The organism is Leisingera aquaemixtae (genome assembly GCF_001458395.1).
Classification (GTDB): Bacteria; Pseudomonadota; Alphaproteobacteria; order Rhodobacterales; family Rhodobacteraceae; genus Leisingera; species Leisingera aquaemixtae.
The window spans coordinates 479,666-503,327 of the sequence record NZ_CYSR01000030.1 but is presented as its reverse complement, the minus strand read 5'-3'; the positions used below and the strand labels follow the sequence as shown (position 1 = coordinate 503,327).

The following is a 23,662-nucleotide window of genomic DNA, read 5'->3' as shown; positions in this document are numbered from 1 at the left end:
TTCACATTTCTTGCATTTGCGGCGCAAATACGGATGTTTCTGATGCAAACGGGCCACTTGGCTTGGCGTTTGAGCCGGGGTAAGAGGGGCGCGACGCATTCAATACCGGCAGGGGCGCAGGCCCGGGCCGCGCATACCAGGGGCTTTTCATGAGCGATACCGACAGCTTTATCGACGAGGTGACCGAAGAGGTTCGCCGTGACCGGCTCTTCCTGATGCTGAAGCGCTATGGCTGGATCGGCGGCGTGGCTGTGGCGCTGATCGTCGGCGGCGCGGCGTTTCGCGAATACAACAAGGCGCAGGAGCGTGCGGCGGCTGAGGATCTGGGCGACCAGATCACGGCGGCGCTGAAGGTTGAGGGCAGCGAATATCAGGCCGCGGCGCTGGCGGCGGTGACAGCCCCGGGTGCCGGCGGCCACGCGATCGCTGGGATGCTGGAGGCGGGCGCGCTGGCCGAAGCAGGCAAAACCGCCGAGGCGGCGGCCCGGCTGGAGGCCGTGGCCATTGATGGCGAGCTGCCGCTGATCTACCGCCATATCGCCAGCTTCAAGGCCCTGTCGCTGCAGGCGGAGACCCTCAGCGTGGCGGACCGCCGCCTGCAATATGAAGCCCTTGCGCAGCCCGGCGCGCCGCTGGCGCTGCTGGCGTCCGAACAGCTGGCGCTGCTGGACATCGAAGAAGGCAACAACGACGCTGCGATTGCCAGGCTGCGGGATATTGCGGCCGATGCCGCCGTAAGCGGAGACTTGAAAGACCGCGCATCTCAGGTGATTGTGGCGCTCGGCGGCTCCCTGGAGGGGGACGCTGCGCCAGAGGGGTAGGGCGCTCCGCGGATGGGAACTTGCGGAAGACTACGGCAGACAGGGCAGGGCAATGACAATAACCAAGACTTTCTCCCGGGCACGGGGTCTTCTGTGCACAACCGCAGCTTTGGCCGTGCTGGCCGCCTGCGGGGAAGAGGAAATCATTCTGCGCGGCGAGCGCGAGGATATCCGGCCCGGCGCTGCCGTGGAGGTGGTGAACCAGGCCCGTCCCATTTCGCTGCCTGCGCAGGCCGCCAATGCGGAGTGGGCCCAGGGCCATGGCGCCGAGGCGGGCCGCACCGCGCATCCGGCCCTCTCTGCCGCGCCGCAGCGCATCTGGTCTGCCCGGATCGGTGAAGGCGACAGCCGCCGCCAGCGCATCACCGCGACGCCGGTGGTCGGCGGCGGCCGCATCTACACCCTGGACAGCGGGGCACAGGTGTCCGCGGTTTCGCCGCAAGGCCAAGTGCTGTGGCAAAGCGAACTGATCCCGGCGGCGGATGATGAAGGTCAGGCGACAGGCGGCGGTTTGGCCTATGACAACGGTGTCTTGTATGTCTCCTCCGGCTTCGGGGTGCTGACGGCGCTGAACGCCGCTAACGGCGGCCTGATCTGGCGGCAGGAACTGGGGGCCACCGGCTCCGGCCAGCCGCGGGTCAGCGGCGGGCTGGTCTACCTGGTGGCGGGCGACGACACCGGCTGGGCGGTCAACACCAAGGATGGCCGCATCGCCTGGCAGATCGAGGCCTCGCCCTCAGCCGCCAACGTCCTGGGCGCGCCGGCGCCCGTTGTCACCAATGATCTTGCCATCTTTGCCTTTGGCTCGGGCGATCTGATCGCCACCTTCCGCCGCGGCGGCCTGCGCCGCTGGAGCGCGTCGGTGGCCGGCCAGCGCGTTGGCCAGACGCTGTCGCGGATCAGCGATGTGACCGGCGCGCCGGTGGTTGCGGGCAAGCGTCTCTATGCAGGCAACAACTCGGGCCGCACCGTTGCCATCGACCTTGACACCGGCGACCGTCTGTGGACCGCGCGTGAAGGCGCGTCCGGTCCCGCCTGGCCCGCGGGCGGCAGCCTGTTCCAGGTGAGCGATCTCAACCAGCTGCTGCGCCTGGACGCGGGCACAGGCGAGGTGATCTGGGCCGTGGACCTCCCGGGTTTCGTGAAGGACAAGCCGGGCAAGCGCGGCAAAATCTATGTGCATCACGGCCCGGTTCTGGCGGGCGGGCAGATCGTGCTGGCCTCCAATGACGGTCTGCTGCGGTTCTTCAACCCGGTGAACGGCAGCCTGACCCGGACCGTTGAGGTGCCGGGCGGCGCCACCACCGCGCCGGTGGTTGCGGGGCGCACGCTCTATGTGGTTTCCTCCAACGGTGAATTGCTGGCATACCGCTGATCCGTGTTTGCGGGTGGCGGATGCCGCGCGAATGCGCTATGAGCCGCGTCTGAATCGCAGAAAGCTGGTCTGATGTCTTTTACCCTCGCCATCGTGGGCCGTCCCAATGTGGGCAAGTCCACCCTGTTCAACCGCCTTGTGGGCAAGAAGCTGGCCCTGGTCGACGACCAGCCGGGTGTGACGCGCGACCTGCGCGAGGGCGAGGCGCGGCTGGGGGATCTGCGCTTTACCGTGATCGACACCGCCGGTCTGGAAGACGCCACCGACAACTCGCTGGAGGGCCGCATGCGCCGCCTGACGGAGCGGGCGGTGGATATGGCCGACATTTGCCTGTTCATGATCGACGCCCGCACCGGGGTGACGCCGACCGACGAGGTTTTCGCCGACATCCTGCGCCGCAAGTCCGCGCATGTGATCCTGGCCGCGAACAAGGCCGAGGGCAACGCCGCCGAGGCGGGTGTGCTGGAGGCCTATGGCCTGGGCCTGGGCGAGCCGCTGCGGCTGTCGGGCGAGCACGGCGAGGGGATGCCGGACCTTTACGGCATCCTGCAGCCGCTGGCGGAGAAGTTCGAGGCGGAGGCCGTGGATCATTCGCCGGACACCGATGTCGAGCTCTATGAAGAGATCGGCGAGGACGAGGAAGAGGTGGTTCCGGTTCCGACCGACGCCAAGCCGCTTCAGGTCGCCGTGGTGGGCCGCCCGAATGCGGGCAAATCGACCCTGATCAACAAGATCCTGGGCGAGGAGCGGCTGCTGACCGGGCCTGAGGCCGGGATCACCCGCGATGCGATCTCGCTCAAGATCAACTGGAACGGCGTGCCGATGCGGGTGTTCGACACCGCCGGCATGCGCAAGAAGGCCAAGGTGCAGGAGAAGCTGGAAAAGCTCTCGGTCTCTGACGGCCTGCGCGCGGTGAAGTTCGCCGAGGTCGTGGTGGTGCTGCTGGACGCCAGCATCCCGTTTGAACAGCAGGACCTGCGGATTGCCGACCTGGCCGAGCGCGAAGGGCGCGCGGTTGTGGTGGCGGTCAACAAATGGGACGCCGAAGAGCACAAGCAGGACAAGCTGCGCGACCTCAAGGAAGCCTTCGGCCGCCTGCTGCCGCAGCTGCGCGGCGCACCGCTGGTGACCGTGTCGGCCAAGACCGGCAAGGGGCTGGACCGGCTGCATGATGCGATCATGCGCGCCTATGCCACCTGGAACCGCCGGGTGCCGACCGCGGCGCTGAACCGCTGGCTGGTTGGCATGCTGGAGCAGCACCCGCCGCCAGCGCCCCAAGGCAAGCGGATCAAGCTGCGCTACATGACCCAGGCCAAGAGCCGCCCGCCGGGGTTTGTGGTGATGTGCTCGCATCCCGACAAGCTGCCGGAAAGCTATACCCGCTATCTGGTCAATGGCTTGCGCGAAGATTTCGACATGCCGGGAACGCCGATCCGCCTCTATATGCGCGGGCAGGGGGACAAGAACCCCTATAAAGGCAAGCGCGCCAAGAACGCCGGAGCCCTGGCCAAGCACCTGAACAAGCGCGGCAGCTGACGCGGCAAGCGCGGGACGGCTCCCGCCCGGCCTCGCGGCATTCACAGAATACCTTGGCCCGTTGGGCCCGGCGCCGCCCTGACGGGCGGCGCTTTTTCGTTGCGCCCGCCGCGGCTTCGGCGGGGCTCTGCCGTGCAGCGCTGTCCGCAACGGGCCTGTTTCATCACGCGCGGCAGAGTGTTATCCTTAGGGTTGAGGCGTCTGGACGCGGCCGTCTTGCTTTTGGAATGGCCGGGATTATCTCAGTTTAATCTTGGGCGGGCTGCGCCTTTGTTCGCATGCCTGTCACATCGCGCATTTATGGGTGAATTTATGGATCTGAGGGCACACACGCGCAAGTTCACCGAAAAGGACAACCGTCTGGCATCGCTCAGCTATTTCGGGACATTTGCAGTCTATTTCCTGTCGCTGTATCTGGCCGTCGCCCATGCGGACCGCTGGTATGTCATGCTGCCTGCCGGGGCGGTTTTCGCCTTTGCCGCGGTGCGGCTTTACGTGCTGCAGCATGACACCGGGCACCATTCGCTGTTTGAGACACGCCTGCAGAATGAGATCGCGGGCCATGTGCTGTCGCCCTTCACCTTTGCGCCTTTTGAGGTGATGAAGCAGAACCACAACCTGCACCATTCCAACATCGGCAACCTGGAGCACCGCGAAACCGGGGAAATCCACACCATGACCGTGCGGGAGTGGAAGGCGGCCGGGTTTTGGGAGCGGCTGGGCTACCGGCTCTACCGCAACCCGTTTGTGCTGGTGCCGCTGGGTTCTGCCTTCACCTATTTCATCCGCTACCGCTGGCCCAAGAACACCGTGCGGTTCGGGGTTTGGGGCGTGGTCCTGCACAATCTGGTGATCGTGGCGATGCTGGCGCTGCTTTATTGGGCGGCGGGGATGACCGGCATCTGGATCTGGCTGGTGTTTTCCTTCCTTGGCGGCATGATCGGGGTGTTCCTGGTCTATCTTCAGCACAATTTCGAGGACACCTACTGGGACCGCCGCCCGGACCTGAACCCGCAGGTGGCGGCGCTGCAGGGGTCTTCCTGCTTGGATTTCGGCTGGTTTTTCGACATGGCGGTGGCGAATATCACCCTGCATGACATCCACCATTACAATGCGCGCATCCCGTCCTACCGGCTGCGGCAGTGCCATTACAGCCTGCCGCCAGAGCTGGGGCTGCGCCGGATCAAGTTCCCGGAAGCGGTGCGGGCTTTGACGCTAAAGCTTTGGGATGAAGACAAAAAATGCCTCGTGCCCTTTCCTGCCTAGGCGGAGCCGGGCGATCCCTGCACCGGGATATTAAAGATATAGCGATGAACAGAAGGGAATAGATCAGGCATGACACCAATTCACAAGCTGCGCGGGGTCGGGCCGGCGCTGGCCAAGGTGCTGCAGGACCATGGCGTGCGTTCGGTCGAAGACCTGGCCGGGATGGATGACGCCGGCCTGCGCGGCATCCCGGGTATCGGAGCAAGCCGCGCGGCAGCGCTGACGGCCTTGGCCAGCGAAGCTGCGGACACCGGAGCGGAGGACCGCCCGGGTCAGGCTGCCGCCGTCAAGCCGGTGAACGGCAATGCTGCCTCCGGCACGGGCGGCGGCCAGGCGGAGGCCTCTCAGGCGCAGCCGTCGCAGGAAGAGATGGACAGAAAGCTTGCCGAAGCCGAAGCGGCCCGCAAGGCAGCGGAGGAGAAGGCGGCAAAAGCCAAGGCCAAGGCCGCCAAGGCCAAGCGCAAGGCCGCCAATCTGTCGGAGGAATTTGCGGCCGCGAAAATCAAGGCCAAGCTGAAGGCCAAGAAGATGAAGGCCAAGGCCAAGAAGGCCATCGAAAAGGAGAAGGCCAAGGCGCAGGCGATCCTGGAGGGGAAGACCGGCGAGAAGAAAAAGAAGAAGGCGAAGAAGTAACGTCTGGCCTTTGATCTCAAATAAAAACCGGCGCCAGATGGCGCCGGTTTTCTTGTTTGTGGCTGGGTTGGGTCAGACCAGCTGCCCCTCGGCGCTCAGGGTCAGCTTGCCGCCAAGGTAGGGCACCAGAACCTCGGGCAGCTTGACCGAGCCATCGGCCTGCTGGCCGTTTTCCAGCACCGCAATCAGACAGCGCCCGACGGCCAGACCGGAGCCGTTCAGCGTGTGCACGAACTGCGGCTTGCCGCCATCCGCGGGCTTGAAGCGCGCATTCATCCGGCGGGCCTGGAAATCGCCGCAGACCGAGACCGAGGAGATCTCGCGGTAGGTGTTCTGCCCGGGCACCCAGACCTCGATGTCGTGGGTCTTGCGGGCGCCAAAGCCCATGTCGCCGGTGCACAGGACAATGGTGCGGTAGGGCAGGCCCAGACGCTCCAGGATGTCCTCGGCGCAGCGGGTCATGCGCTCATGCTCCTCAACGCTCTTGTCCGGATGGGTGACAGAGACCATTTCGACCTTCTCGAACTGGTGCTGGCGCAGCATGCCGGCAGTGTCCTTGCCGGCCGAACCCGCCTCGGAACGGAAGCACTGGGTGTGGGCCACATAGCGGCGCGGCAGGTAGCCTTCTTCGACCACCAGACCGTTGACGATATTGGTCAGCGTGACCTCTGCCGTCGGGACCAGCCACCAGCCGTCAGTGGTCTTGTAGCTGTCCTCGCCGAACTTGGGCAACTGGCCGGTGCCGTACATCATCTCTTCGCGCACCAGCACCGGGGTCCAGGTCTCGGTCAGGCCGTTTTCGTCCACATGGGTGTTGATCATGAACTGCGCCAGCGCCCGGTGGATGCGGGCCACCGCACCGGAGAGCACCACAAACCGGCTGCCCGACAGCTTGGCCGCAACCTCGAAATCCATGCCCGGCTTCACGCCTTCGATCTCGAAATGCTCCTTGGCCTCGAACTCCAGCGCCTTCGGCTCACCCCAGCGGCGGATTTCGACGTTGTCGTCTTCGTCCTCGCCCAGCGGCACATCGTCGAAAGGCAGGTTCGGAATGGTCATCAGCATATCATTGAGCTGCTGGTCCAGTTCCTTGGCCTCGGTGTTCATGGCGGCCACTTCGGCCTTCTTTTCGGCCACCAGCGCGCGCAGGCGTTCGAATTCGGCCTCATCGCCGCGGCCCTTGGCAGCTCCGACTTCCTTGGAGGCCTTGTTCTGCTCAGCTTGCGCGGTTTCCGCCGCCAGGATCTTGGCCCGGCGCGCCTCGTCCAGCGCCAGGATCTCGGATGACACGCCCGCATCCCCGCGCCGCGCCACAGCGGCGTCGAAAGCGGCAGGATTTTCGCGGATAGCGCGGATGTCATGCATGAGAGTCTCTCCTAGCGTTGCAAACAATTGAATCAGTAGGCCCATCCTATGACGCAAGGGTGAACAAAGGGGAAGGGGGGCGTGCGGTCTGTCTGCAAGCGGGTTATTCGGTCACAGCCCGGTGGCTGCGGAATTGCTAAGGCCGGGTGCTGGACCCGGCCTCATTTTGCTCATTCCGCGGCCATCGGCAGCATATGCACGTGATGCCGCGGCGGCTGCATGCGGATCTCTCCGGTCAGGAAGTCGGCATAGTCGAAAGTCAGTTCCGTGCCGGCCGGAACATTGGCCAGCGCCCGGCCCCATACCCCGTCGGAAAAATCGAGGTTCGGGTACATGGAGTGGTTCAGGAAACGCCCTTCGTCGCATTGCAGGATCAGGTAGCCCGGGCGGCAAGGATCCGGGAAGCAGTAGCGTTCAAGGAACTCCTTCATGTGCGGTTCGACATTGTCCAGCTTGCTCTCGGGGAAGGTGGTGTCGAGCATCCTGTCGTAACGCCAGACAATGTCGCCCTTGGTGATGTTGTCATGGCAGAAAACGCCCAGACCTTCGATGGCTGAGGGGGCGAGATAGCAGCGCACCATCATCATGCGCCTGTTCCTTCTTTCAGGAATGGCCGGGCCGCCATCCGGACCGGAAAGAGGGGGGCAAAGCCCCGCGCCTGGCGGCTTGCGCACGGGAAAGCAAAGCGCCGAATCACGCTGTTTTGCAATCGAAATCCGCGTTCCGGCGGTGTCTGTTGACGCTTTCTTGCGCCACCTGCCGGAGCCGGTGCCGCCGTGGCCTGCACTCCGCCCCTGCGGGGCTGCAGCGTTCCCTTGCAAACCCCCGGTCCAGCGCATAGGTTCCGCTGCAAATTTCCGGCATGAACACCTTGCCGCTTTGACAGAAGGAATATCCCATGGACGCTGGCGCAATCGGCCAATTTCTCCCGCTTATCCTGATCTTCGCGATCATGTACTTCCTGCTGATCCGCCCGCAGCAGAAGAAGATGAAACAGCATCAGGCGATGGTGGACGGCCTGCGCCGCGGTGACCAGGTGGTGACCCAGGGCGGCGTGATCGGCAAGGTGGCCAAGGTCAAGGAAGACGGCGAGATCGAGGTGGAAATCGCCGAGGGCGTCAAGGTGCGCGTGGTCAAGGCGACCATTGCCCAGGTTCTGAACAAGACCGAGCCGGCAGCTTAAGCGCCCCTTGCAACCATCTGAAAAGGCAGGGCAATGCTGCAAATTGATCTCTGGAAGAGGGTGCTGATCTGGCTGGTGTGCGCAGCTGGATTGATGCTTGCCCTGCCAAACGGGTTTTACACCCGCGTCGAACAGTCCAACGACGCGGCCGCCGATATCATCGCCAAGGGCGAAACGCCGGAGCGGCTGGAAACGGCGGGCCAGTGGCCGTCGTTCCTGCCGTCGGGTCTGGTGAACCTGGGCCTTGACCTGCGGGGCGGCGCGCATCTGCTGGCCGAAGTGCAGGTTGAGGACGTCTATGAGGCGCGCATGGATGCGCTGTGGCCGGAGGTGCGCGATGCGCTGCGGCCGGAGCGTGATACCGTCGGCACCTTCCGCCGCCAGCCGGGGCCTGCGGATGAGATTCGCCTGAAGCTCTCCAAACCCGATGGCATGGCCCGCGCTCTGGAAATCGTGCGCGGCCTTGCCAACCCGATCACCACGCTGACCGGCGTCGGCGCCAACGACATCGAGGTCTCGGCTCAGGGCGACATCCTGGTGGTGCGCCTGAGTGAGGAGGAAAAGATTGCCTCCGACGACCGCACCGTGCGCCAGTCCCTGGAAATCGTGCGCCGCCGCATCGACGAGGTGGGCACCCGCGAGCCGACCATCCAGCGCCAGGGCGCCGACCGGATCCTGATCCAGGTTCCCGGCATCGGGTCCGCGTCGGAACTGAAGGAAATCATCGGCACCACCGCGCAGCTGACCTTCAACCCGGTTGTGGGCCGCGGCAGCGATCCCGACGCTGCCCCCGGCATGGGCAACAAGGTGATCCCGTCACTGGATGAGGAAGGCGCCTATTACACCATCGAAGCCGCAGCGGTTGTGACCGGTGAGGACCTGGTGGATGCCCAGCCCTCCTATGACCAGAACGGCCGGCCTGCGGTGACATTCCGCTTCAACACCTCCGGCGCGCGCCGCTTTGGCGACTACACCGCCGAAAACATCGGCTCGCCCTTTGCGATCGTGCTGGATGACGAGGTGGTCTCTGCCCCGGTGATCCAGTCGCACATCCCCGGCGGCTCCGGCATCATCACCGGCAACTTCACCATCGAGGAAAGCACCAATCTGGCCGTGCTGCTGCGCGCAGGCGCGCTGCCTGCCGGGCTGGAATTCCTGGAAGAGCGCACCATCGGCCCCGAGCTGGGCCAGGACAGCATCGATGCCGGCAAGATTGCCACCATCGTGGCCTTTGTCGCGGTGCTGGTGTTCATGGGCCTCAGCTATGGCCTGTTCGGCCTGTTTGCCAATGTGGCGCTGATCCTGAACATTGCGCTGATCTTCGGCATGCTCAGCCTGATCGGCGGCACCCTGACGCTGCCGGGCATCGCCGGCATCGTGCTGACGGTCGGTATGGCGGTGGACGCCAACGTGCTGATCTTCGAACGTATCCGCGAGGAGCTGAAATCGGGCCGCGGCCCGGCCAAGGCCATCGACGAAGGCTACTCCAAGGCGCTGAGCGCCATTCTCGACGCCAACATCACCACTTTCATCACTGCGGTGATCCTGTTCGCCATCGGCTCCGGCCCGGTGCGCGGCTTTGCGATCACCCTTGGCTTGGGCATCCTGACCTCGGTTTTCACCGCGATCTTTGTCACCCGCCTGATGATCGTCATGTGGTTTGAACGGCGCCGTCCGAAAACGATTGAGGTGTGATATGCGGCTGAGACTTGTTCCCCAGGAAACCTCTTTCGATTTCTTCAAACGCGCCAAGCTGTGGCTGGGCATTTCTGCCCTGATGATGGTGGTGGCGATGGCCTCCTTCCTGTGGCAGGGGCTGAACTTCGGCATCGACTTCCGCGGCGGCACCACCATCCGCACCGAGGCATCCGAAGTTGTGGATGTCGGCGCCTACCGCGACGCGCTGGCGGTGCATGAGCTGGGCGATGTGTCGATCACCGAGGTGTTCGACCCGTCGTTCGAGGAAGACCAGCACGTTGCCATGATCCGCATTCAAGCACAGGACGACGGCGAGGCGATCTCCGGCGAGATGATCGAAACGCTGAAAACCGCGCTGGACGCCGTGGCGCCGGGCATCAAATTTGTCTCGGTTGAATCCGTCGGTCCCAAGGTCTCGGGCGAGCTGATCACCACGGCGGTGATTGCGGTCGCTTTGGCGATTGCGGCGGTGCTGGTCTACATCTGGCTGCGGTTCGAGTGGCAGTTTGCCCTCGGTGCGGTGGCGGCACTGGTGCATGACGTGGTGCTGACCATCGGCGTGTTTTCGGAACTGCAGATCCGCTTCGACCTGGCGATCATTGCCGCCCTGCTGACCATCGTCGGTTACTCGCTGAACGACACCGTGGTTGTGTTCGACCGGGTGCGCGAGAACCTGCGCCGTTACAAGCAGAAGGATCTGGCCGAAGTTCTGAACATCTCGATCAACGAGACGCTCAGCCGGACGGTGATGACCTCTGTCACCACGCTGCTGGCGCTGATCTCGCTGTACGTGCTGGGCGGCGACGTGATCCGCGGCTTTGTCTTTGCGATGATCTGGGGGGTGCTGGTCGGGACCTATTCGTCCGTGTTCGTGGCCTCCACCATCCTGCTGAAACTGGGGGTGAAGCGCGACTGGTCGAAGCAGGCGAACACCACCGGCAACCAGTTTTCGAACATCGATGCTTGAGGCCTTTCAGGCAGCCCTGGACACACCGGGGCTGTTCTGGCTGTTCCTGACTATTGGAGCCGCGGGTCTTGTCCGCGGCTTCACTGGTTTTGGCACCGCGATGATCTTTGTCCCTGTCGGCGCGCAGTTCCTGCCCGCGGCGGATGTCGTGTTTCTGATGGTGCTGATGGGGGTGTTTTCCACCATCACCCTGTTCCCGCAGGCCTGGAGCACGGCTGACAAGGCAGAGGTCGGCGCGCTGGCAATGGCGGCGGCGGTCACGGTTCCGGCCGGGCTGTGGGTCATGTCGCAACTTGATCCGCTGACGCTGCGCTGGCTGGCAGCCGCGGTCATCGGCGTGACGCTGGCCGCGGTGATCTCCGGCTGGCGCTGGCAGGGGCGGCTGGGCTGGCCGGGACGGTTTGCCATCGGCGGCGCGGCGGGCGTGGTCGGCGGCATGACGGGGCTGACCGGGCCGGTGATCATCGTCTTTTACTTGGCCAATGTGCGCGACGTGGCGCGGGTCCGGGCCAATACCATCGTGTTCCTTGCGGCGCTTGACGTGGTGATCGCTGCCAACCTGATCTTTGGCGGCATGGCTAGCCTCAAGGCGGTGATCCTGGCCTGCCTCCTCGGCGTGCCTTACGTGATCACCACGCTCACCGGAAAGGCGCTGTTCGATCCCGGATTGGAGAAGCTCTACCGCTTTGCCTCCTATTCCGTGATCGGGCTGGCCGTGGTATCCAGCCTCCCTGTATTTGACTGAAAGGACCGCGTATGCGCCTGAATGAAGTGAGCTATAGCGACGCGCAGCCGATTGACGGCTATGGCGCGGGGTTCTTCCGCATCGGCGGGCAGGTGCATCAGGGGGCGGTTCTGACATCGGCGGCCGGCACCGCGGCCTGGGGCGGGCTGGGTGATGCAGAGCCGCTGCTGGCGCTGGCCGGGGAGATCGACGTGCTGTTCATCGGCACAGGCGAAGAGATCGCCCATATCCCGGCGGAGCTGCGCGTCGCGCTGGAGCAGGCCGGTCTGGGGGTGGAGATCATGAATTCGCCTGCCGCGTGCCGCACCTACAATGTTCTGCTGTCAGAGGGCCGGCGGATCGCCATGGCGGCGCTGCCGGTCTGATTTTGTGCAGAGTCTTTTGACCTGCCGCAAAGCGGGCCGCGGCTAAATGGTCTTTTCATGCGCGGGCACAATGGGATAAGCGGGCTTCATGACATTAACTGTGACGGATCTGAGCGTGGCCCGCGGAGGTATCCCGGTGCTGGAGGGGCTGAGTTTTTCCTTGGCTTCCGGCAAGGCGCTGATCCTGCGCGGCCCCAACGGCATCGGCAAGACCACGCTGCTGCGCACCGTCGCAGGCCTGCAACCCCCGCTGCGGGGGCAGGTTGAGGGCGCTGAGGACCAGATCGCCTATGCCGCCCATTCCGACGGGCTGAAGCCGACGCTGACGGTGGCAGAGAACCTGACTTTCTGGGCCAGTGTCTTTGGCCGCAATGGCATTGAACAGGCGCTGGACGGGTTCGACCTTCAAACCCTGCGCGACCGGCAAGCCGGTGCGCTGTCGGCTGGACAGAAACGCCGCCTGGGCCTCAGCCGGATGCTGGTCACGGGCCGCCCGGTCTGGATCATGGATGAACCGACGGTAAGCCTCGACACGGCCTCGGTCGCGATGTTCGCAAATGCGGTGCGGGCGCATCTGGGGCAGGGCGGTTCGGCGCTGATTGCCACCCACATCGATCTGGGGCTGGAGGCAGAGGTGCTGGACGTCGGCCCCTACAAGGCCAAGCCGCCGGAGATCGACGACTTTGACGGAGACTTCTTGTGATTGCGCTTCTCCTGCGGGATCTCAAGCTTGCCCTGCGTGCGGGCGGCGGCTTTGGCCTGGGCCTTGCGTTCTTTCTGATCGTGACCGTGATGGTTCCGTTCTCCGTCGGCCCGCAGTCCGAACTGCTGGCCCGTATCGCGCCCGGCGTGCTGTGGCTGGGGGCGCTTCTCGCCTGCCTGTTGTCGCTCGACCGGCTCTTGGCGCTGGATTGGGAGGACGGCTCGCTCGACCTTCTGGCCACCGCACCGCTGCCGCTGGAAAGCACCGTCACGATCAAGGCGCTGGCCCATTGGATCACCACCGGGCTGCCGCTGGTGATGGCCGCGCCGGTGCTCGGCGTCTTGCTGAATCTGCCGGCCGCCGGCTTTCAATGGCTGGTGATCTCCCTGCTGCTGGGCACGCCTGCGCTGTCCGTCATCGGCACCTTCGGCGCCGCGCTGACGGTGGGGCTGAAACGGGGGGGCCTGCTGATGTCCCTCTTGGTGATGCCGCTCTATGTGCCGACGCTGATTTTCGGCTCGGAGGTGGCCCGCCGCGGCGCCGAGGGCATGGCGGTGCAGACGCCGCTACTGCTGCTGGCCGGGATCTCCGCCGCTTCCATCGCCTTGCTGCCCTTTGCCAGTGCTGCCGTCCTGCGCGTCAATTTGCGCTAGGGGCCAGCCAATTGAGAAACCCGAGAACAAGAGCTAAATAGCCATCATGTCGATCTGGGAATACGCCAACCCGAAGAAATTCCTGGCCACCACCGAAAAGGTGATGCCGGCCTTGTGGGCCGGCTCAGCGGTTCTGATCACCGTGGGGCTGGTCTGGGGGTTTTTCTTCACGCCTGATGACTACCGTCAGGGCTCCACCGTCAAGATCATCTTCCTGCATGTGCCCTCGGCGCTGATGGCGATCAACGCCTGGTTCATGATGCTGGTCACTTCGCTGGTCTGGGTGATCCGCCGCCACCATGTCAGCGCGCTGGCGGCCCGGGCCGCCGCGCCTGTGGGCGTGGTGATGACGGTGATTGCGCTGATCACCGGGGCGATCTGGGGCCAGCCGATGTGGGGCACCTGGTGGGCCTGGGATCCGCGGCTCACGTCCTTCCTGGTGCTGTTCCTGTTCTACCTCGGCTACATCGCCCTGTGGGAGGCGATCGACAATCCCGACACCGCCGCCGACCTCACGTCGATCCTGTGCCTGGTGGGGTCGGTGTTTGCCGTGCTCAGCCGCTACGCGGTGAACTTCTGGAACCAGGGGCTGCACCAGGGCGCGTCGCTTTCGCTGGACAAAAAGGAGAACGTCGCCGATGCGTTTTCCAATCCGCTGTATGTCTGCATGGCAGGGTTTGTGCTGTTGTTCATCGCACTGGTGTTCTACCGCACCGGAACTGAAATCCGCGCCCGCCGCATCAAGGCTCTGATGGCGCGCGAACGGCTGGAGGCCTGATGCCCGATCTTGGAAAATACGCCGATACGGTGCTGTCGGCCTACGCCGCATCGCTGCTTTTGCTGGTGGCGCTGGTGGTGCTGACGATCTGGCGCGGCCGCAAGGTCCGCCGGGAGATGGAAACCCTGGAAAGCCGGGTGAAGCGCAATGGCTAAGATCTCTCCCTTGATGGCGGTCCCTGGCCTGGTGTTTGCAGGCTTTGTCGGCCTGGCGCTGGTGGGCATGTTCCGCGAAGACCCCAACAGCCTGCCCTCCGCCCGCGAGGGCCAGCCCGCACCGCCGGTTGTACTGGATGAGTTTCCCGGCAAGGAAATGTTCAGCGATGCCACGCTGCGCGACGGCAATGTGAAACTGGTGAACTACTGGGCCAGCTGGTGCGCGCCCTGCCGGGTGGAGCATCCGAACCTTGAGGCGCTGTCCAACGAAGGCATTCCGATTTACGGCATCAACTACAAGGACCAGCTGACCAATGCCGAGGCCTTCCTGAAGGAGCTCGGAGATCCCTATGCGGCCATCGGCCGGGACGAGAAGGGCCGGATGGCTATCGACTGGGGCCTGTATGGTGTGCCTGAGACCTACGTGGTGGATGGCGAGGGCAAGATCGTGCTGCGCTTTGCAGGGCCTGTTACCCAGCGGGTGATCGAAAAGACCCTGCGCCCGGCGATGGAGAAGGCCGCGGGCCAGTAACCGGGCAGGGCGCGTCAGGCGCCCGTGCCGAGGGTGAAGCTCTTGAAGTCCGGCTCCGCCGCAAGCAGCTTGTGGAGCTGTTCGAAATCCGCCTGCTTGGAGCGCCAGATCAGATAGTCGCTGAAGGCTTCGGTGCTTTCCCAGCGCTGGAAGATGGCAATTTCGTTCCGGTCCGGGGCAAGCAGCGTGTCCGCTTGCAGGCAGCCGGGATAATCCCGGACCTGTTCCACCATCTGTTTCACCAGTACCGCCAGCCGGGTGTATTGCCCCGGCAGTGGCTGCAGCTCAATGATTACTGCTTCGGTCAATGGAAGCTCCGCGTGTCAAAAGGGGCAGCGGCCTGGCCGGCTGCCCGGAAATTTCTGCTGGAGGCGCCGCATATCAGCTGAAAATGCTGAGATCCAGAGGCAGTCCGGCCCCCAGCCAGATACCGTGATCGCGATGATCCGCCAGGGCGTCGCCGGTTTCCGGATGGGCAAACACGATCAGCCCCTCCCGGTTCAGGGCCAGCCAGGGCAGCAGCTTGGCGAATTGCTCCGGGCTGGCGGCCAGCTGGCAGGACCACCTTGGATGCGGGCCCACGTTTTTCGGATGCATCCTGCCCATCTGAACGCCGAACTGCTCGGCCGCTTTCTGGCAAAGGGTGCGGGCCTGTTCGGCGGTGGTTTCGCCGAAATAGACGTGGGCGTGATAGCCGGTGATGCTGCTGGTCCGTTTCATGGACCCACTATTGCCGCGCCCGGCGCGGCGGGGCAATCTGCGGTTTGCGAACAGATATTGTGCAGGCGGCGGCAGGCCCGCGCAGGTCTTACGGCACGGAGTAAGTGCGGAAATCCTGTTCGCGCCGCATCGTGGCGCTGCGGGCGTCCAGGTCGCCGCGTTCGGCGCGCCAGGTCAGGTAGCGGTCCAGGTGATCGTTTGATTCCCAGAAGTGGAACACAGCAATTTCATGGCGCGCGCGGTTGATGCCGGCATGGGCCTCGATGCAGCCGGGAAAGCTCCGGGTCTCGCAGATCATTGCCGCCACCGCCTTAGCATGGTCTTCAAAAGTGTCTATGTCCGGAAAAATAACGGCAAATGCGGCTTCTTTCATACGTTCTGCGTGCGGCCTCTGAATGCGCCCTAAAAGGGAAAAGATCTATTTTACATTTATGTTTACACAATATTAACGAATGATACAGCCGCTAACGCTGCGGGAGTTGTCAGCTTATCGTGCGCCGCGCGGGCCCGCATTTGTCAGGACGGGTTTCCTGCGGGCTCTTTCAATCTGCTGCGGAATACTGCAGGATTTTATGGTTAAGAAGTTCAGGATTTCGCGGCACTGTGTGCCGGTCAAACACGCAGTCCGGGAAAGAGATGAAAGCGATTGATCCCGCAAGGTATTTGAAAACAGGACTGGGCTGCGTTTTGGCCGCCTTCCTCTTTGCCGCGGCTGCGCGGGCGGAAACAGTCCTGACCTTCTGCTACGATCCTTATCCGCCCTACACATTGGGAACCAGCAGCATCCCGTCCAGCGGACTGAAGGTGGACCTTCTGGACGCGGTGATGGAGCGGATCGACGGCCTCAGCGCGGTCACCGTTCTGCTGCCCTGGCAGCGCTGCCTCGCCCAGGCAAAGTCAGGAGAGGCAGATGGCATCCTGCCGTTGTACAAGTCCCCGGAGCGCGAGGCCTTCCTGGCCTTTACCGAACCCGCCTTTCAGCAGACAAACACGCTTTGGTACAACCAGGGCCGCTTTCCAGACGGGCTGGCATGGGGCGCGGGCTATGCCGGTGTGTCGCACCTGAGGCTGGGCATGGTGAACGGCAGCGTCATCGACCCGGAGATGGAAGCGGCGTTCAGCGCCCGCAACCGGATCGTCAAAAGCGGCGATGCGGCCGGTCTGATGCAAATGCTCCTGTTCGGCCAGCTGGACCTGATTGCCATCGACGATGCCGTCGGGCGGTACCACGTGGGCCTGAACGGCTGGCAAGAACGGATTGCCGCCGCCGGGAAACCGGTCTCCAGCCGTATGTCGCACTTCGGACTGTCCCGCGCCAGCGGCGCAGCGGCCTACCTGGAAGAGTTCGACCGCGCGATCAGGGAGTTGAAGGCCGAAGGGGAGATCGGCCGGATCCTGCACAGCCGCAACTACAGCCACTAGCCGGGACCGCCGGGCGGTTCCTGACTGAATGCAGACGCCGTATCCAATGGAAAAGGGCGCCCGAACGGGCGCCCTTGACGGTCTGGCGGCGGCTGGCCTTACTGCTTGGCCAGGTTGCGCAGCACATAGTGCAGCACGCCGCCGTGTTCGATGTATTCGATCTCCGGCGCGGTATCGATACGGCACTTCAGCGTGATGGTCTTTTCCGACCCGTCCGCATAGGTGATCTCGCACGGCACTTCCTGCAGCGGCTTGATGCTGTCCAGGCCGCGGATCGTGACGGTTTCCTCACCCGTCAGGCCCAGGGTCTTGCGGGTATCGCCGCCAGTGAATTCGAACGGGATCACGCCCATGCCCACCAGGTTGGAGCGGTGGATCCGCTCAAAGTTCTCGGCGATCACTGCCTTGACGCCCAGGAGCGCGGTGCCCTTGGCCGCCCAGTCGCGCGAGGAGCCCGCGCCGTACTGCTCGCCGCCGAACACGACCAGCGGAGTGCCGTTGGCCTGATGCGCCATCGAGGCGTCGTAGATCGAGGTCTGTTCGCCATCGGGGCCCTTGGTATAGCCGCCCTCGACGCCGTCAAGCATCTCGTTCCGGATGCGGATGTTGGCAAAGGTGCCGCGCATCATGATCTCATGGTTGCCGCGGCGCGAGCCGTAGGAGTTGAATTCGCGCGGCTGCACCTGGCGTTCCAGCAGGTACTGGCCTGCGGGCGTGGTGGTGGCAAAGGAACCGGCGGGCGAGATGTGGTCGGTGGTGACCATATCGCCCAGGATCGCCAGAACCTTGGCGCCTTCGATGTTTTCGATGGTGCCCGGCTCGGGACCCATGTCCTGGAAGTAGGGCGGGTTCTGAATGTAGGTGGAGCTTGCGGGCCAGTCGTAGGTTTCCGCGTCGGTGACCTCCACCGCCTGCCACTTCTCGTCGCCCTTAAAGACATCGGCGTATTTCGACTGGAAGGCGTCGCGCGTCACGGTCTTTTCGACTAGGTCGGCGATTTCCTTCTGGGTCGGCCACAGGTCCTTGAGGAAGACGTCGTTGCCGTACTGATCCTGCCCCAGCGGCGCGGTGGTGATGTCGATGTTCATGTCGCCGGCCAGCGCATAGGCCACCACCAGCGGCGGCGAAGCCAGGTAGTTGGCGCGCACGTCCGGCGAGATGCGGCCCTCGAAGTTGCGGTTGCCCGACAGCACCGAGACGCCGATCAGGTCGTTGTCGTTGATGCACTTTGAGATTTCATTGGCCAGCGGGCCGGAGTTGCCGATGCAGGTGGTGCAGCCGTAGCCCACGAGGTTAAACCCGATGGCGTCCAGATGCTCCTGCAGGCCGGCCGCCTCCAGATACTCCGACACCACCTGCGAGCCCGGTGCGAGCGAGGTCTTGACCCAGGGCTTGCGGGTCAGGCCGCGCTCATGCGCCTTCTTGGCCACCAGCCCTGCGCCGATCATCACATAGGGGTTCGAGGTGTTGGTGCAGGAGGTGATCGAGGCGATCACGATGGAGCCGTCGTGCAGCTGGTAGTTGTGCTCGTCCGTGCTCACGAAGCCGGACTTGTGGTGGCCCTTGTCGCCGGGAATATTCTGCGGTTCCGGCTGCCCGCCTTCGGCCTCCCAGCGGCCTTCGGCACGTTCGCCGGCGTCCTTGCCGCCGCGCTGGCCTTCGACATAGTCGTGGAAGGTGGTGGCCGCCTTGTCCAGCGTGATGTGATCCTGCGGGCGTTTCGGCCCGGAGATCGCGGGCACGACGGTGCCCATGTCCAGGTGCAGCGTATCGGTGTAGACCGGCTTGTAGCTTTCGTCGCGCCACAAGCCGTTTTCCTTGGCATAGGCCTCAACCAGCGCAATGCGGTCCTTGTCGCGGCCGGTGTTGCGCAGGTAGCGGAGGGTTTCGTCGTCGATCGGGAAGAAGCCGCAGGTGGCGCCGTATTCGGGGGCCATGTTGGCAATGGTCGCCCGGTCGGCCAGCGGCAGCCGGTCCAGGCCGTCGCCGAAGAACTCGACGAATTTTCCGACCACGCCCTTGGCGCGCAGCATTTCTACCACTTTCAGCACCAGATCGGTGCCGGTGGTGCCTTCGGTCATCTCGCCGGTCAGCTCAAAGCCGACGACTTCGGGGATCAGCATGGAAATCGGCTGGCCCAGCATTGCCGCCTCGGCCTCGATGCCGCCAACACCCCAGCCCAGCACCGCAGCGCCGTTCACCATGGTGGTGTGGGAGTCGGTGCCGACGAGGGTGTCGGGATAGGCGACTTCCTCGCCGTTCTGGTCGGTGTCGGTCCAGACGGTCTGGGCCAGGTATTCCAGGTTCACCTGGTGGCAGATGCCGGTGCCCGGTGGCACCACGCGGAAGTTGTTGAACGCTTTCTGGCCCCATTTCAGGAACTGGTAGCGCTCCATGTTGCGCTCATACTCGCGGTCGACGTTCATCTGGAACGCGCGCGGGTTGCCGAATTCGTCGATCATCACCGAGTGGTCGATGACTAGATCCACCGGCACCAGCGGGTTGATCTTGGCCGCCGAGCCCTTGAGGCCGACGATGCCGTCGCGCATGGCGGCCAGGTCGACTACCGCGGGCACGCCGGTGAAATCCTGCATCAGCACGCGGGCCGGGCGGTAGGCGATCTCGCGCGGGTTCTTGCCGCCCTTGCCGGCCCACTCGCCAAACGCCTTGATGTCATCGGTGGAGACGGAAAAACCGCCATCCTCGAAGCGCAGCATGTTTTCCAGCACCACCTTCAGCGCGGCGGGAAGTTTGGAAAAGTCGCCGAAGCCTGCTTCGGTGGCTGCGGGAATGGAATAGTAGGAGATCGTTTTGCCATTTACGCTGAGTGTGCGGCGCGCGCTGGCGTTGTCCTGTCCGACGGTGATAGGCATGGGTGGCCTCCCTCAAGAAATTGAAACTTGGGAATTCGCTGCTTGTTAAATGCATGAGGTAAGCGCTGCATTCAATAGTTCAAACGCCGCAGGGGCAGTTTTGTATGCGATTGTACACATTTTTGGCCGCGCTGCCGCTGCCCTCGGGCCTCAAAAATGATTGATTGGCCTAACCCCCGGCACATCTTTAGACCAGTGGGCTAAGTAGCAGAGAAGGCGATTCATGAAATTTCTGGCGTCGATCATGACGGTTCTGGCCCTGGCCCTGCCGGTGCATGGCCAATCCGCAGCAGAACCCGTGGTGGTGGAGCTGTTTACCTCGCAGGGCTGTTCGTCCTGCCCGCCCGCCGATGCGCTGCTGCATAAGCTGGCCGCCCGCGATGACGTGCTGCCGCTGGCGCTGCATGTGGATTACTGGGATTACATCGGCTGGAAGGACAAGTTCGCCAAGCCTGCCCATACCCGGCGGCAAAAGGGCTATGCCAAGGCCGGCGGGCGCCGGATGATCTACACCCCGCAGATGGTCATCATGGGCCAGGAGGACGTGGTCGGCGCCGATGCCGTGCAGGTGGAGAGCGCGATCCGGAAGCACCAGAAGAAGCCGCGCCAGGTGGCGCTGACGCTGCGGCGGCAGGGCGGGGAATTGGTGATCCGTCTGCAGCCCCGGTCCCCGATGCCGAAAGCCCGGCTGCTGGTGCAACTGGTGCGCTTTACCCCGGAACGCACCGTCAGCATCACCCGCGGCGAGCTGGCCGGGAAAACCCTGAGCTATGCCAATGTGGTGGAGGACTGGCAGCTGGCGGCTGAGTGGGACGGCACAGAGCCGCTGGAGCTGACAGTTCCGCTGACCGGCAGCCAGCCTGCCGCGGTGCTGGTGCAGGAAGCGCCGTTCGGTCCGGTCATCGCCGCCGCGCGGACGGACTGACCCCGGCACGGCGCGCCGTCAGGGGCGCGGCAGCGGCGGTCAGGTTTTCCAGCGCCGGTGGATCCAGAACCACTGGCCGGTGTGCTTGCGCACGATGGATTCCAGATCGGCCGTCAGCGCCTTGGTCATGGTCAGCGGGTCCGAAGGGGGAACTTCGGCGTTCATGATAATCTCGAAATCCAGGCCGTTTTCCTGGCGCACCGCGTAAACCGGGATCAGCACGGCGCCGAATTTCAGCGCCAGTTCCGCGGGCACGGTTGAAGTAACCGCAGGCTTGCCGAAAAAGTCGATCGGCTCACCGCCCTGGGCATAGAGATCGGTGACGATGGCGGCGATGCCGCCCTTTTTCAGATGCCGGACCAGTTCGACCATGCCGCGCTTGCCCTGTTCGAACATCAGCTCGCCGGTGGTTTTCATTGCGGCGACATAGTGCTCGTTGAAATAGGGGTTGGCCATCCGCCGGTACAGCGCGCCCATGTCGTGGCCGCGGGCGGTCAGCGCCGCGCGGGCGGCGTCGTAATTGCCGAAATGCGCAGTGGCCAGAAGCACCGGCCGCCCGGCGGCGCGCGCGATCTCCAGCGCTTCCAGCCCGGGGCCGGTGATCGGGGCCGATCTGGCCTTCTCATGGAAGGTCTGCCCGTCGTACAACTCGGCGATCATCCGGCCGGCATTGTCGCTGACATCGCGGTAGAGCTGCTCGGGATCAAGCCCGGAAAGCTCTGGGCTGACATGGCGCAGGTTGTTGCGCACCCGCTTGTCAAAGCCGGCGAGCCGCCCCATGGCGGTGACCAGGCGGCCCATCATCGGAACCCGCAGCCGGTAAGGGATCAGCCCGGCACCCAGCAGCAGCCCGCGCAGAAACAGGTTGCTGCCAAAATATTTGACATGGCTCCAGGTGGAGAGCTCGGAAGGGTCTACTGGCATGGCATCTGGGTGGCTGCGGCGCGAAAATGCGGCTGGAAGGCTGCATCATAAGCAGCCGCGCCGGCGGGCACAAGCAGGTCGCACCCAGCCGCCGCCCCGTCAGAGCAGGGCGGCAGCCGGTGATGCATTCCGCGCCGGGGGCGGGTGGTAGAGTCAGTCCTCGCCGCCGTTTTCCTCGTCGTCGGACTTCAGCTCGATCTCGCCGGTTGCCACCAGGTCGCGCATGGCCGAGATGATCATGCTGAACGCCGCTTCGCCGTCGGTGCGCTTGACCTTGCCGCGCTCCGCCACCTCCTCGCGGATGTTGTCGGCCATCCGGCTCGACATGTTCTTCAGCAGGAATTCGTTGGTCGCCACGTCTTCCTCGTCCGAGGCGAAGGCCATGGCAGTGACCAGATCCGGCTGCGACAGGACCCGGATCAGCTTGGGCACGTCGATGGGCTGCATCCGCTCGCCGATCAGCGCATAGGTGAAGATCGCCTTGCGCACCTTGACGGCGAAATCCTCGTCCTCCTCGTCCAGCGCGGTTAGAACCTCATCGCGCTTGGCGGCGGCGGCTTCGGTCAGGATACCGCCCAGCCGCTGGCCCGGGGTGTCGTTGAAGGCAAGCTCCGGCCGGGCCTCAACCTGGGCCGCCAGCGACAGGCCGATCCGGTCGACGGTATCGGGCGTCACATTGGCGGTCTGGCTCACCGCATAGGTGATGCGCCGGGCAACCGGGCCCGGCAGGTGGACCAGCATCTGCGCCGCCTTGGCGGTGTCCAGCTTGGAGAGCAGCACCGCGGCCACCTCCGTGCTTTCGGCCTCCGCCAGCGACGCCAGATCTTCCGGCGGCAGCTGTTTCAGCCGCTGCCAGGGGTCGCCGAACTGCCGCACCCCGGCCTCCTTGCGCAGGCGGCTGTGGGTATAGCGGCTGATTTTGCCTTCCATCGCGTTCAAGGCGCCGGCCAGGCCGTTGGGGAAATGCAGGCCGACATTGTCCAGCAGGTCGGCAAATTCGCCCGCCACCGCATGCAAGGTGTCGCGGTCGACAATCCGCATCTTGCCCATCTGCTGGGTCAGTTCCAGCTGCAGATCGTCCGGCAGCTCCTCCAGCGGGATTTCGGCGCCTTCGTTCAGCAGCAGCCGGACAATGATCGCGGCCTTGGCCTTGCCGCTCAGGCCGCTGCTGGTCCCGCCGCCCATCGGCGCCGGGGCGGAAAACCCGCCGAAGTCGGAACCGCCAGTTGCCATTGGAAGCGCCAGCATGTTGTCTTGAGGCATTCTCGCACCCTACCAAAGATTCTTCTCGATCATGGAGGGCAGAATAGGCCGCAAGCCGTAAAGAAAGCCTGAAGCCTAGTAGCTGTAAGACGCGCCCGTTTCCAGCGCGCTGCGCAGCGCGGCTTCGGCCCAGGTGCCGTCGCCGCCCCGTGCCCTGATCTCTTTCCACTGTATCAGGGCGGCGCCGTATTTGCCCTGTTGCACAAGGCCTTGGCCCATATACGAACGGGCAAGGAGGTTATCCGGATCGCGCGCCAGCGCCTGATCGTAATAGGCCTGCGCCTGATCCAAATGGCCCAGTTTGCGGTGGGTGAAGCCCCAGTAGGTCAGCACAAGGGAATCCTGCTGATCCGCCATCGCGCTCAGCACCGCCTGGGCATCCTGCTGACGGCCCGCATAGGCCAGCTCGCGCGCTGCGCCCAGCAGCTGATCCTGGTTCAGCGAGGATTTCCGCGGCCGCACGCAGCGCTTCTTCGCGTCATCCCAGACCCGCTTGCCCTTGCAGGTCTTGGTGGTCTCGGTGGGCTTGGGCGGGTTCCAGTCGTTGCCGCCGGCGGCGATGGCAGTAACCGGCAGGGTCAGGGCGGCGGCCAGGGCAAGAAAACGCATATCGGAAACTCCAGTCGCAGAATGTTTTGCCCATTGTAACCCCGGAAGACCTGTCTGGATCTGTAAATCTGTTCACAAAGGCGTTTGCCTGGCAGCAAGACGCAAAACGCCCCGTCGAGATGACGGGGCGCTGAAGGTCCAATGCTGCGGG

Annotated in this window: 26 protein-coding genes; 17 read left to right on the top strand and 9 right to left on the bottom strand. The window is 64.2% G+C overall.

Translation table 11 applies throughout. The annotated features are described in order from the left end of the window. The first annotated feature begins 149 nt into the window (after positions 1–149). From PHA8399_RS16030 to PHA8399_RS16010, 5 genes are all read left to right on the top strand, one after another. Entirely contained in the window at positions 150–821 is a 672-nt protein-coding gene (locus PHA8399_RS16030; protein ID WP_058287103.1) for a hypothetical protein, read from the top strand. A 52-nt stretch (positions 822–873) separates the two neighbouring features. Then, positions 874–2,196 (top strand): PQQ-like beta-propeller repeat protein, encoded by a 1,323-nt coding sequence (locus PHA8399_RS16025; protein WP_058287102.1) that lies wholly within the window; start codon positions 874–876, stop codon positions 2,194–2,196. A 72-nt stretch (positions 2,197–2,268) separates the two neighbouring features. Next, positions 2,269–3,732: a ribosome biogenesis GTPase Der gene (gene der, locus PHA8399_RS16020; protein WP_058287101.1), complete on the top strand. Its 1,464-nt coding sequence runs from the start codon at positions 2,269–2,271 to the stop codon at positions 3,730–3,732. Positions 3,733–4,044: 312 nt separating this feature from the next. Then, positions 4,045–4,998, top strand: a complete 954-nt coding sequence (locus tag PHA8399_RS16015; RefSeq protein ID WP_058287290.1) for a fatty acid desaturase — start codon at positions 4,045–4,047, stop codon at positions 4,996–4,998. Between the two features lie 69 nt (positions 4,999–5,067). Further along, positions 5,068–5,631, top strand: coding sequence for a helix-hairpin-helix domain-containing protein (locus PHA8399_RS16010; RefSeq protein ID WP_058287100.1), 564 nt, complete (start codon positions 5,068–5,070; stop codon positions 5,629–5,631). Between the two features lie 72 nt (positions 5,632–5,703). Here PHA8399_RS16010 and serS read toward each other — a convergent pair whose 3' ends face one another. Both serS and PHA8399_RS16000 read right to left on the bottom strand, forming a co-directional pair. Then, positions 5,704–6,996 carry a serine--tRNA ligase gene (serS, locus tag PHA8399_RS16005; protein ID WP_058287099.1) on the bottom strand — a complete coding sequence of 431 codons (1,293 nt, stop codon included), beginning with the start codon at positions 6,994–6,996 and terminating at the stop codon, positions 5,704–5,706. 170 nt (positions 6,997–7,166) lie between these two features. Further along, positions 7,167–7,583, bottom strand: coding sequence for an SET domain-containing protein (locus tag PHA8399_RS16000; protein WP_058287098.1), 417 nt, complete (start codon positions 7,581–7,583; stop codon positions 7,167–7,169). Between the two features lie 311 nt (positions 7,584–7,894). Between PHA8399_RS16000 and yajC the strand changes: the two genes are divergently transcribed. From yajC to PHA8399_RS15945, 10 genes are all read left to right on the top strand, one after another. Beyond that, on the top strand, positions 7,895–8,179 hold the full coding sequence (yajC, locus tag PHA8399_RS15990; RefSeq protein WP_058287096.1) for a preprotein translocase subunit YajC: 285 nt from the start codon (positions 7,895–7,897) through the stop codon (positions 8,177–8,179). A gap of 33 nt (positions 8,180–8,212) precedes the next feature. Beyond that, on the top strand, positions 8,213–9,874 hold the full coding sequence (secD, locus tag PHA8399_RS15985; protein WP_058287095.1) for a protein translocase subunit SecD: 1,662 nt from the start codon (positions 8,213–8,215) through the stop codon (positions 9,872–9,874). A gap of 1 nt (position 9,875) precedes the next feature. Further along, positions 9,876–10,844, top strand: coding sequence for a protein translocase subunit SecF (gene secF, locus PHA8399_RS15980; RefSeq protein WP_058287094.1), 969 nt, complete (start codon positions 9,876–9,878; stop codon positions 10,842–10,844). Next, complete coding sequence (locus tag PHA8399_RS15975; RefSeq protein WP_058287093.1) at positions 10,837–11,589, top strand: TSUP family transporter; 753 nt, start codon at positions 10,837–10,839, stop codon at positions 11,587–11,589. The genes secF and PHA8399_RS15975 overlap by 8 nt, the downstream gene beginning before the upstream one ends. An 11-nt stretch (positions 11,590–11,600) precedes the next feature. Beyond that, positions 11,601–11,954 (top strand): Mth938-like domain-containing protein, encoded by a 354-nt coding sequence (locus PHA8399_RS15970; RefSeq protein WP_058287092.1) that lies wholly within the window; start codon positions 11,601–11,603, stop codon positions 11,952–11,954. An 88-nt stretch (positions 11,955–12,042) separates the two neighbouring features. Further along, positions 12,043–12,657: a heme ABC exporter ATP-binding protein CcmA gene (gene ccmA, locus PHA8399_RS15965; protein WP_058287091.1), complete on the top strand. Its 615-nt coding sequence runs from the start codon at positions 12,043–12,045 to the stop codon at positions 12,655–12,657. Beyond that, positions 12,654–13,310: a heme exporter protein CcmB gene (gene ccmB / locus PHA8399_RS15960; RefSeq protein ID WP_058287090.1), complete on the top strand. Its 657-nt coding sequence runs from the start codon at positions 12,654–12,656 to the stop codon at positions 13,308–13,310. The genes ccmA and ccmB overlap by 4 nt, the downstream gene beginning before the upstream one ends. Positions 13,311–13,356: 46 nt before the next feature. Next, on the top strand, positions 13,357–14,088 hold the full coding sequence (locus PHA8399_RS15955; protein ID WP_008554610.1) for a heme ABC transporter permease: 732 nt from the start codon (positions 13,357–13,359) through the stop codon (positions 14,086–14,088). Further along, positions 14,088–14,243 (top strand): heme exporter protein CcmD, encoded by a 156-nt coding sequence (gene ccmD / locus PHA8399_RS15950; RefSeq protein WP_008556119.1) that lies wholly within the window; start codon positions 14,088–14,090, stop codon positions 14,241–14,243. Before PHA8399_RS15955 ends, ccmD begins: the two co-directional genes overlap by 1 nt. Further along, positions 14,236–14,775, top strand: coding sequence for a DsbE family thiol:disulfide interchange protein (locus tag PHA8399_RS15945; RefSeq protein WP_058287089.1), 540 nt, complete (start codon positions 14,236–14,238; stop codon positions 14,773–14,775). The genes ccmD and PHA8399_RS15945 overlap by 8 nt, the downstream gene beginning before the upstream one ends. 14 nt (positions 14,776–14,789) lie before the next feature. Here the strand turns inward: PHA8399_RS15945 and PHA8399_RS15940 are convergent, their stop codons facing one another. From PHA8399_RS15940 to PHA8399_RS15930, 3 genes are all read right to left on the bottom strand, one after another. After that, positions 14,790–15,083 (bottom strand): putative quinol monooxygenase, encoded by a 294-nt coding sequence (locus PHA8399_RS15940; RefSeq protein ID WP_058287088.1) that lies wholly within the window; start codon positions 15,081–15,083, stop codon positions 14,790–14,792. A gap of 73 nt (positions 15,084–15,156) precedes the next feature. Next, positions 15,157–15,495 carry a DOPA 4,5-dioxygenase family protein gene (locus PHA8399_RS15935; RefSeq protein ID WP_058287087.1) on the bottom strand — a complete coding sequence of 113 codons (339 nt, stop codon included), beginning with the start codon at positions 15,493–15,495 and terminating at the stop codon, positions 15,157–15,159. 88 nt (positions 15,496–15,583) lie between these two features. Further along, on the bottom strand, positions 15,584–15,802 hold the full coding sequence (locus PHA8399_RS15930; protein ID WP_342027522.1) for a hypothetical protein: 219 nt from the start codon (positions 15,800–15,802) through the stop codon (positions 15,584–15,586). A gap of 380 nt (positions 15,803–16,182) precedes the next feature. On the opposite strand from PHA8399_RS15930, the gene PHA8399_RS15925 reads away from it, so the two are divergent. Then, complete coding sequence (locus PHA8399_RS15925) at positions 16,183–16,917, top strand: substrate-binding periplasmic protein (RefSeq protein WP_058287085.1); 735 nt, start codon at positions 16,183–16,185, stop codon at positions 16,915–16,917. Between the two features lie 98 nt (positions 16,918–17,015). On the opposite strand, the gene acnA is transcribed toward PHA8399_RS15925, so the two are convergent. Further along, a complete protein-coding gene (gene acnA / locus PHA8399_RS15920) occupies positions 17,016–19,790 on the bottom strand; it encodes an aconitate hydratase AcnA (RefSeq protein ID WP_058287084.1) in 2,775 nt (924 codons plus the stop codon). A 223-nt stretch (positions 19,791–20,013) separates the two neighbouring features. On the opposite strand from acnA, the gene PHA8399_RS15915 reads away from it, so the two are divergent. Further along, positions 20,014–20,715, top strand: coding sequence for a DUF1223 domain-containing protein (locus PHA8399_RS15915; RefSeq protein ID WP_058287083.1), 702 nt, complete (start codon positions 20,014–20,016; stop codon positions 20,713–20,715). Between the two features lie 39 nt (positions 20,716–20,754). Here PHA8399_RS15915 and PHA8399_RS15910 read toward each other — a convergent pair whose 3' ends face one another. The 3 genes from PHA8399_RS15910 to PHA8399_RS15900 form a co-directional block, all read right to left on the bottom strand. Further along, on the bottom strand, positions 20,755–21,639 hold the full coding sequence (locus PHA8399_RS15910) for a lysophospholipid acyltransferase family protein (protein WP_058287082.1): 885 nt from the start codon (positions 21,637–21,639) through the stop codon (positions 20,755–20,757). 153 nt (positions 21,640–21,792) lie between these two features. Continuing rightward, on the bottom strand, positions 21,793–22,902 hold the full coding sequence (locus PHA8399_RS15905; protein ID WP_058287081.1) for a flagellar motor switch protein FliG: 1,110 nt from the start codon (positions 22,900–22,902) through the stop codon (positions 21,793–21,795). A gap of 75 nt (positions 22,903–22,977) precedes the next feature. Continuing rightward, the gene (locus PHA8399_RS15900) at positions 22,978–23,511 is read right to left on the bottom strand and encodes a tetratricopeptide repeat protein (protein WP_058287080.1); all 534 of its coding nucleotides are present in this window, start codon (positions 23,509–23,511) and stop codon (positions 22,978–22,980) included. Between the last annotated feature and the right edge of the window lie 151 nt (positions 23,512–23,662).

Excerpts from the sequence above, each read along its gene's own strand:
- PHA8399_RS16030 (WP_058287103.1), top strand. The coding sequence starts at position 150 with ATGAGCGATACCGACAGCTTTATCGACGAGGTGACCGAAGAGGTTCGC.
- PHA8399_RS16025 (WP_058287102.1), top strand. The coding sequence starts at position 874 with ATGACAATAACCAAGACTTTCTCCCGGGCACGGGGTCTTCTGTGCACA.
- der (WP_058287101.1), top strand. The coding sequence starts at position 2,269 with ATGTCTTTTACCCTCGCCATCGTGGGCCGTCCCAATGTGGGCAAGTCC.
- PHA8399_RS16015 (WP_058287290.1), top strand. The coding sequence starts at position 4,045 with ATGGATCTGAGGGCACACACGCGCAAGTTCACCGAAAAGGACAACCGT.
- PHA8399_RS16010 (WP_058287100.1), top strand. The coding sequence starts at position 5,068 with ATGACACCAATTCACAAGCTGCGCGGGGTCGGGCCGGCGCTGGCCAAG.
- serS (WP_058287099.1), bottom strand. The coding sequence starts at position 6,996 with ATGCATGACATCCGCGCTATCCGCGAAAATCCTGCCGCTTTCGACGCC.
- PHA8399_RS16000 (WP_058287098.1), bottom strand. The coding sequence starts at position 7,583 with ATGATGATGGTGCGCTGCTATCTCGCCCCCTCAGCCATCGAAGGTCTG.
- yajC (WP_058287096.1), top strand. The coding sequence starts at position 7,895 with ATGGACGCTGGCGCAATCGGCCAATTTCTCCCGCTTATCCTGATCTTC.
- secD (WP_058287095.1), top strand. The coding sequence starts at position 8,213 with ATGCTGCAAATTGATCTCTGGAAGAGGGTGCTGATCTGGCTGGTGTGC.
- secF (WP_058287094.1), top strand. The coding sequence starts at position 9,876 with ATGCGGCTGAGACTTGTTCCCCAGGAAACCTCTTTCGATTTCTTCAAA.
- PHA8399_RS15975 (WP_058287093.1), top strand. The coding sequence starts at position 10,837 with ATGCTTGAGGCCTTTCAGGCAGCCCTGGACACACCGGGGCTGTTCTGG.
- PHA8399_RS15970 (WP_058287092.1), top strand. The coding sequence starts at position 11,601 with ATGCGCCTGAATGAAGTGAGCTATAGCGACGCGCAGCCGATTGACGGC.
- ccmA (WP_058287091.1), top strand. The coding sequence starts at position 12,043 with ATGACATTAACTGTGACGGATCTGAGCGTGGCCCGCGGAGGTATCCCG.
- PHA8399_RS15955 (WP_008554610.1), top strand. The coding sequence starts at position 13,357 with ATGTCGATCTGGGAATACGCCAACCCGAAGAAATTCCTGGCCACCACC.
- ccmD (WP_008556119.1), top strand. The coding sequence starts at position 14,088 with ATGCCCGATCTTGGAAAATACGCCGATACGGTGCTGTCGGCCTACGCC.
- PHA8399_RS15945 (WP_058287089.1), top strand. The coding sequence starts at position 14,236 with ATGGCTAAGATCTCTCCCTTGATGGCGGTCCCTGGCCTGGTGTTTGCA.
- PHA8399_RS15935 (WP_058287087.1), bottom strand. The coding sequence starts at position 15,495 with ATGAAACGGACCAGCAGCATCACCGGCTATCACGCCCACGTCTATTTC.
- acnA (WP_058287084.1), bottom strand. The coding sequence starts at position 19,790 with ATGCCTATCACCGTCGGACAGGACAACGCCAGCGCGCGCCGCACACTC.
- PHA8399_RS15915 (WP_058287083.1), top strand. The coding sequence starts at position 20,014 with ATGAAATTTCTGGCGTCGATCATGACGGTTCTGGCCCTGGCCCTGCCG.
- PHA8399_RS15910 (WP_058287082.1), bottom strand. The coding sequence starts at position 21,639 with ATGCCAGTAGACCCTTCCGAGCTCTCCACCTGGAGCCATGTCAAATAT.
- PHA8399_RS15905 (WP_058287081.1), bottom strand. The coding sequence starts at position 22,902 with ATGCCTCAAGACAACATGCTGGCGCTTCCAATGGCAACTGGCGGTTCC.
- PHA8399_RS15900 (WP_058287080.1), bottom strand. The coding sequence starts at position 23,511 with ATGCGTTTTCTTGCCCTGGCCGCCGCCCTGACCCTGCCGGTTACTGCC.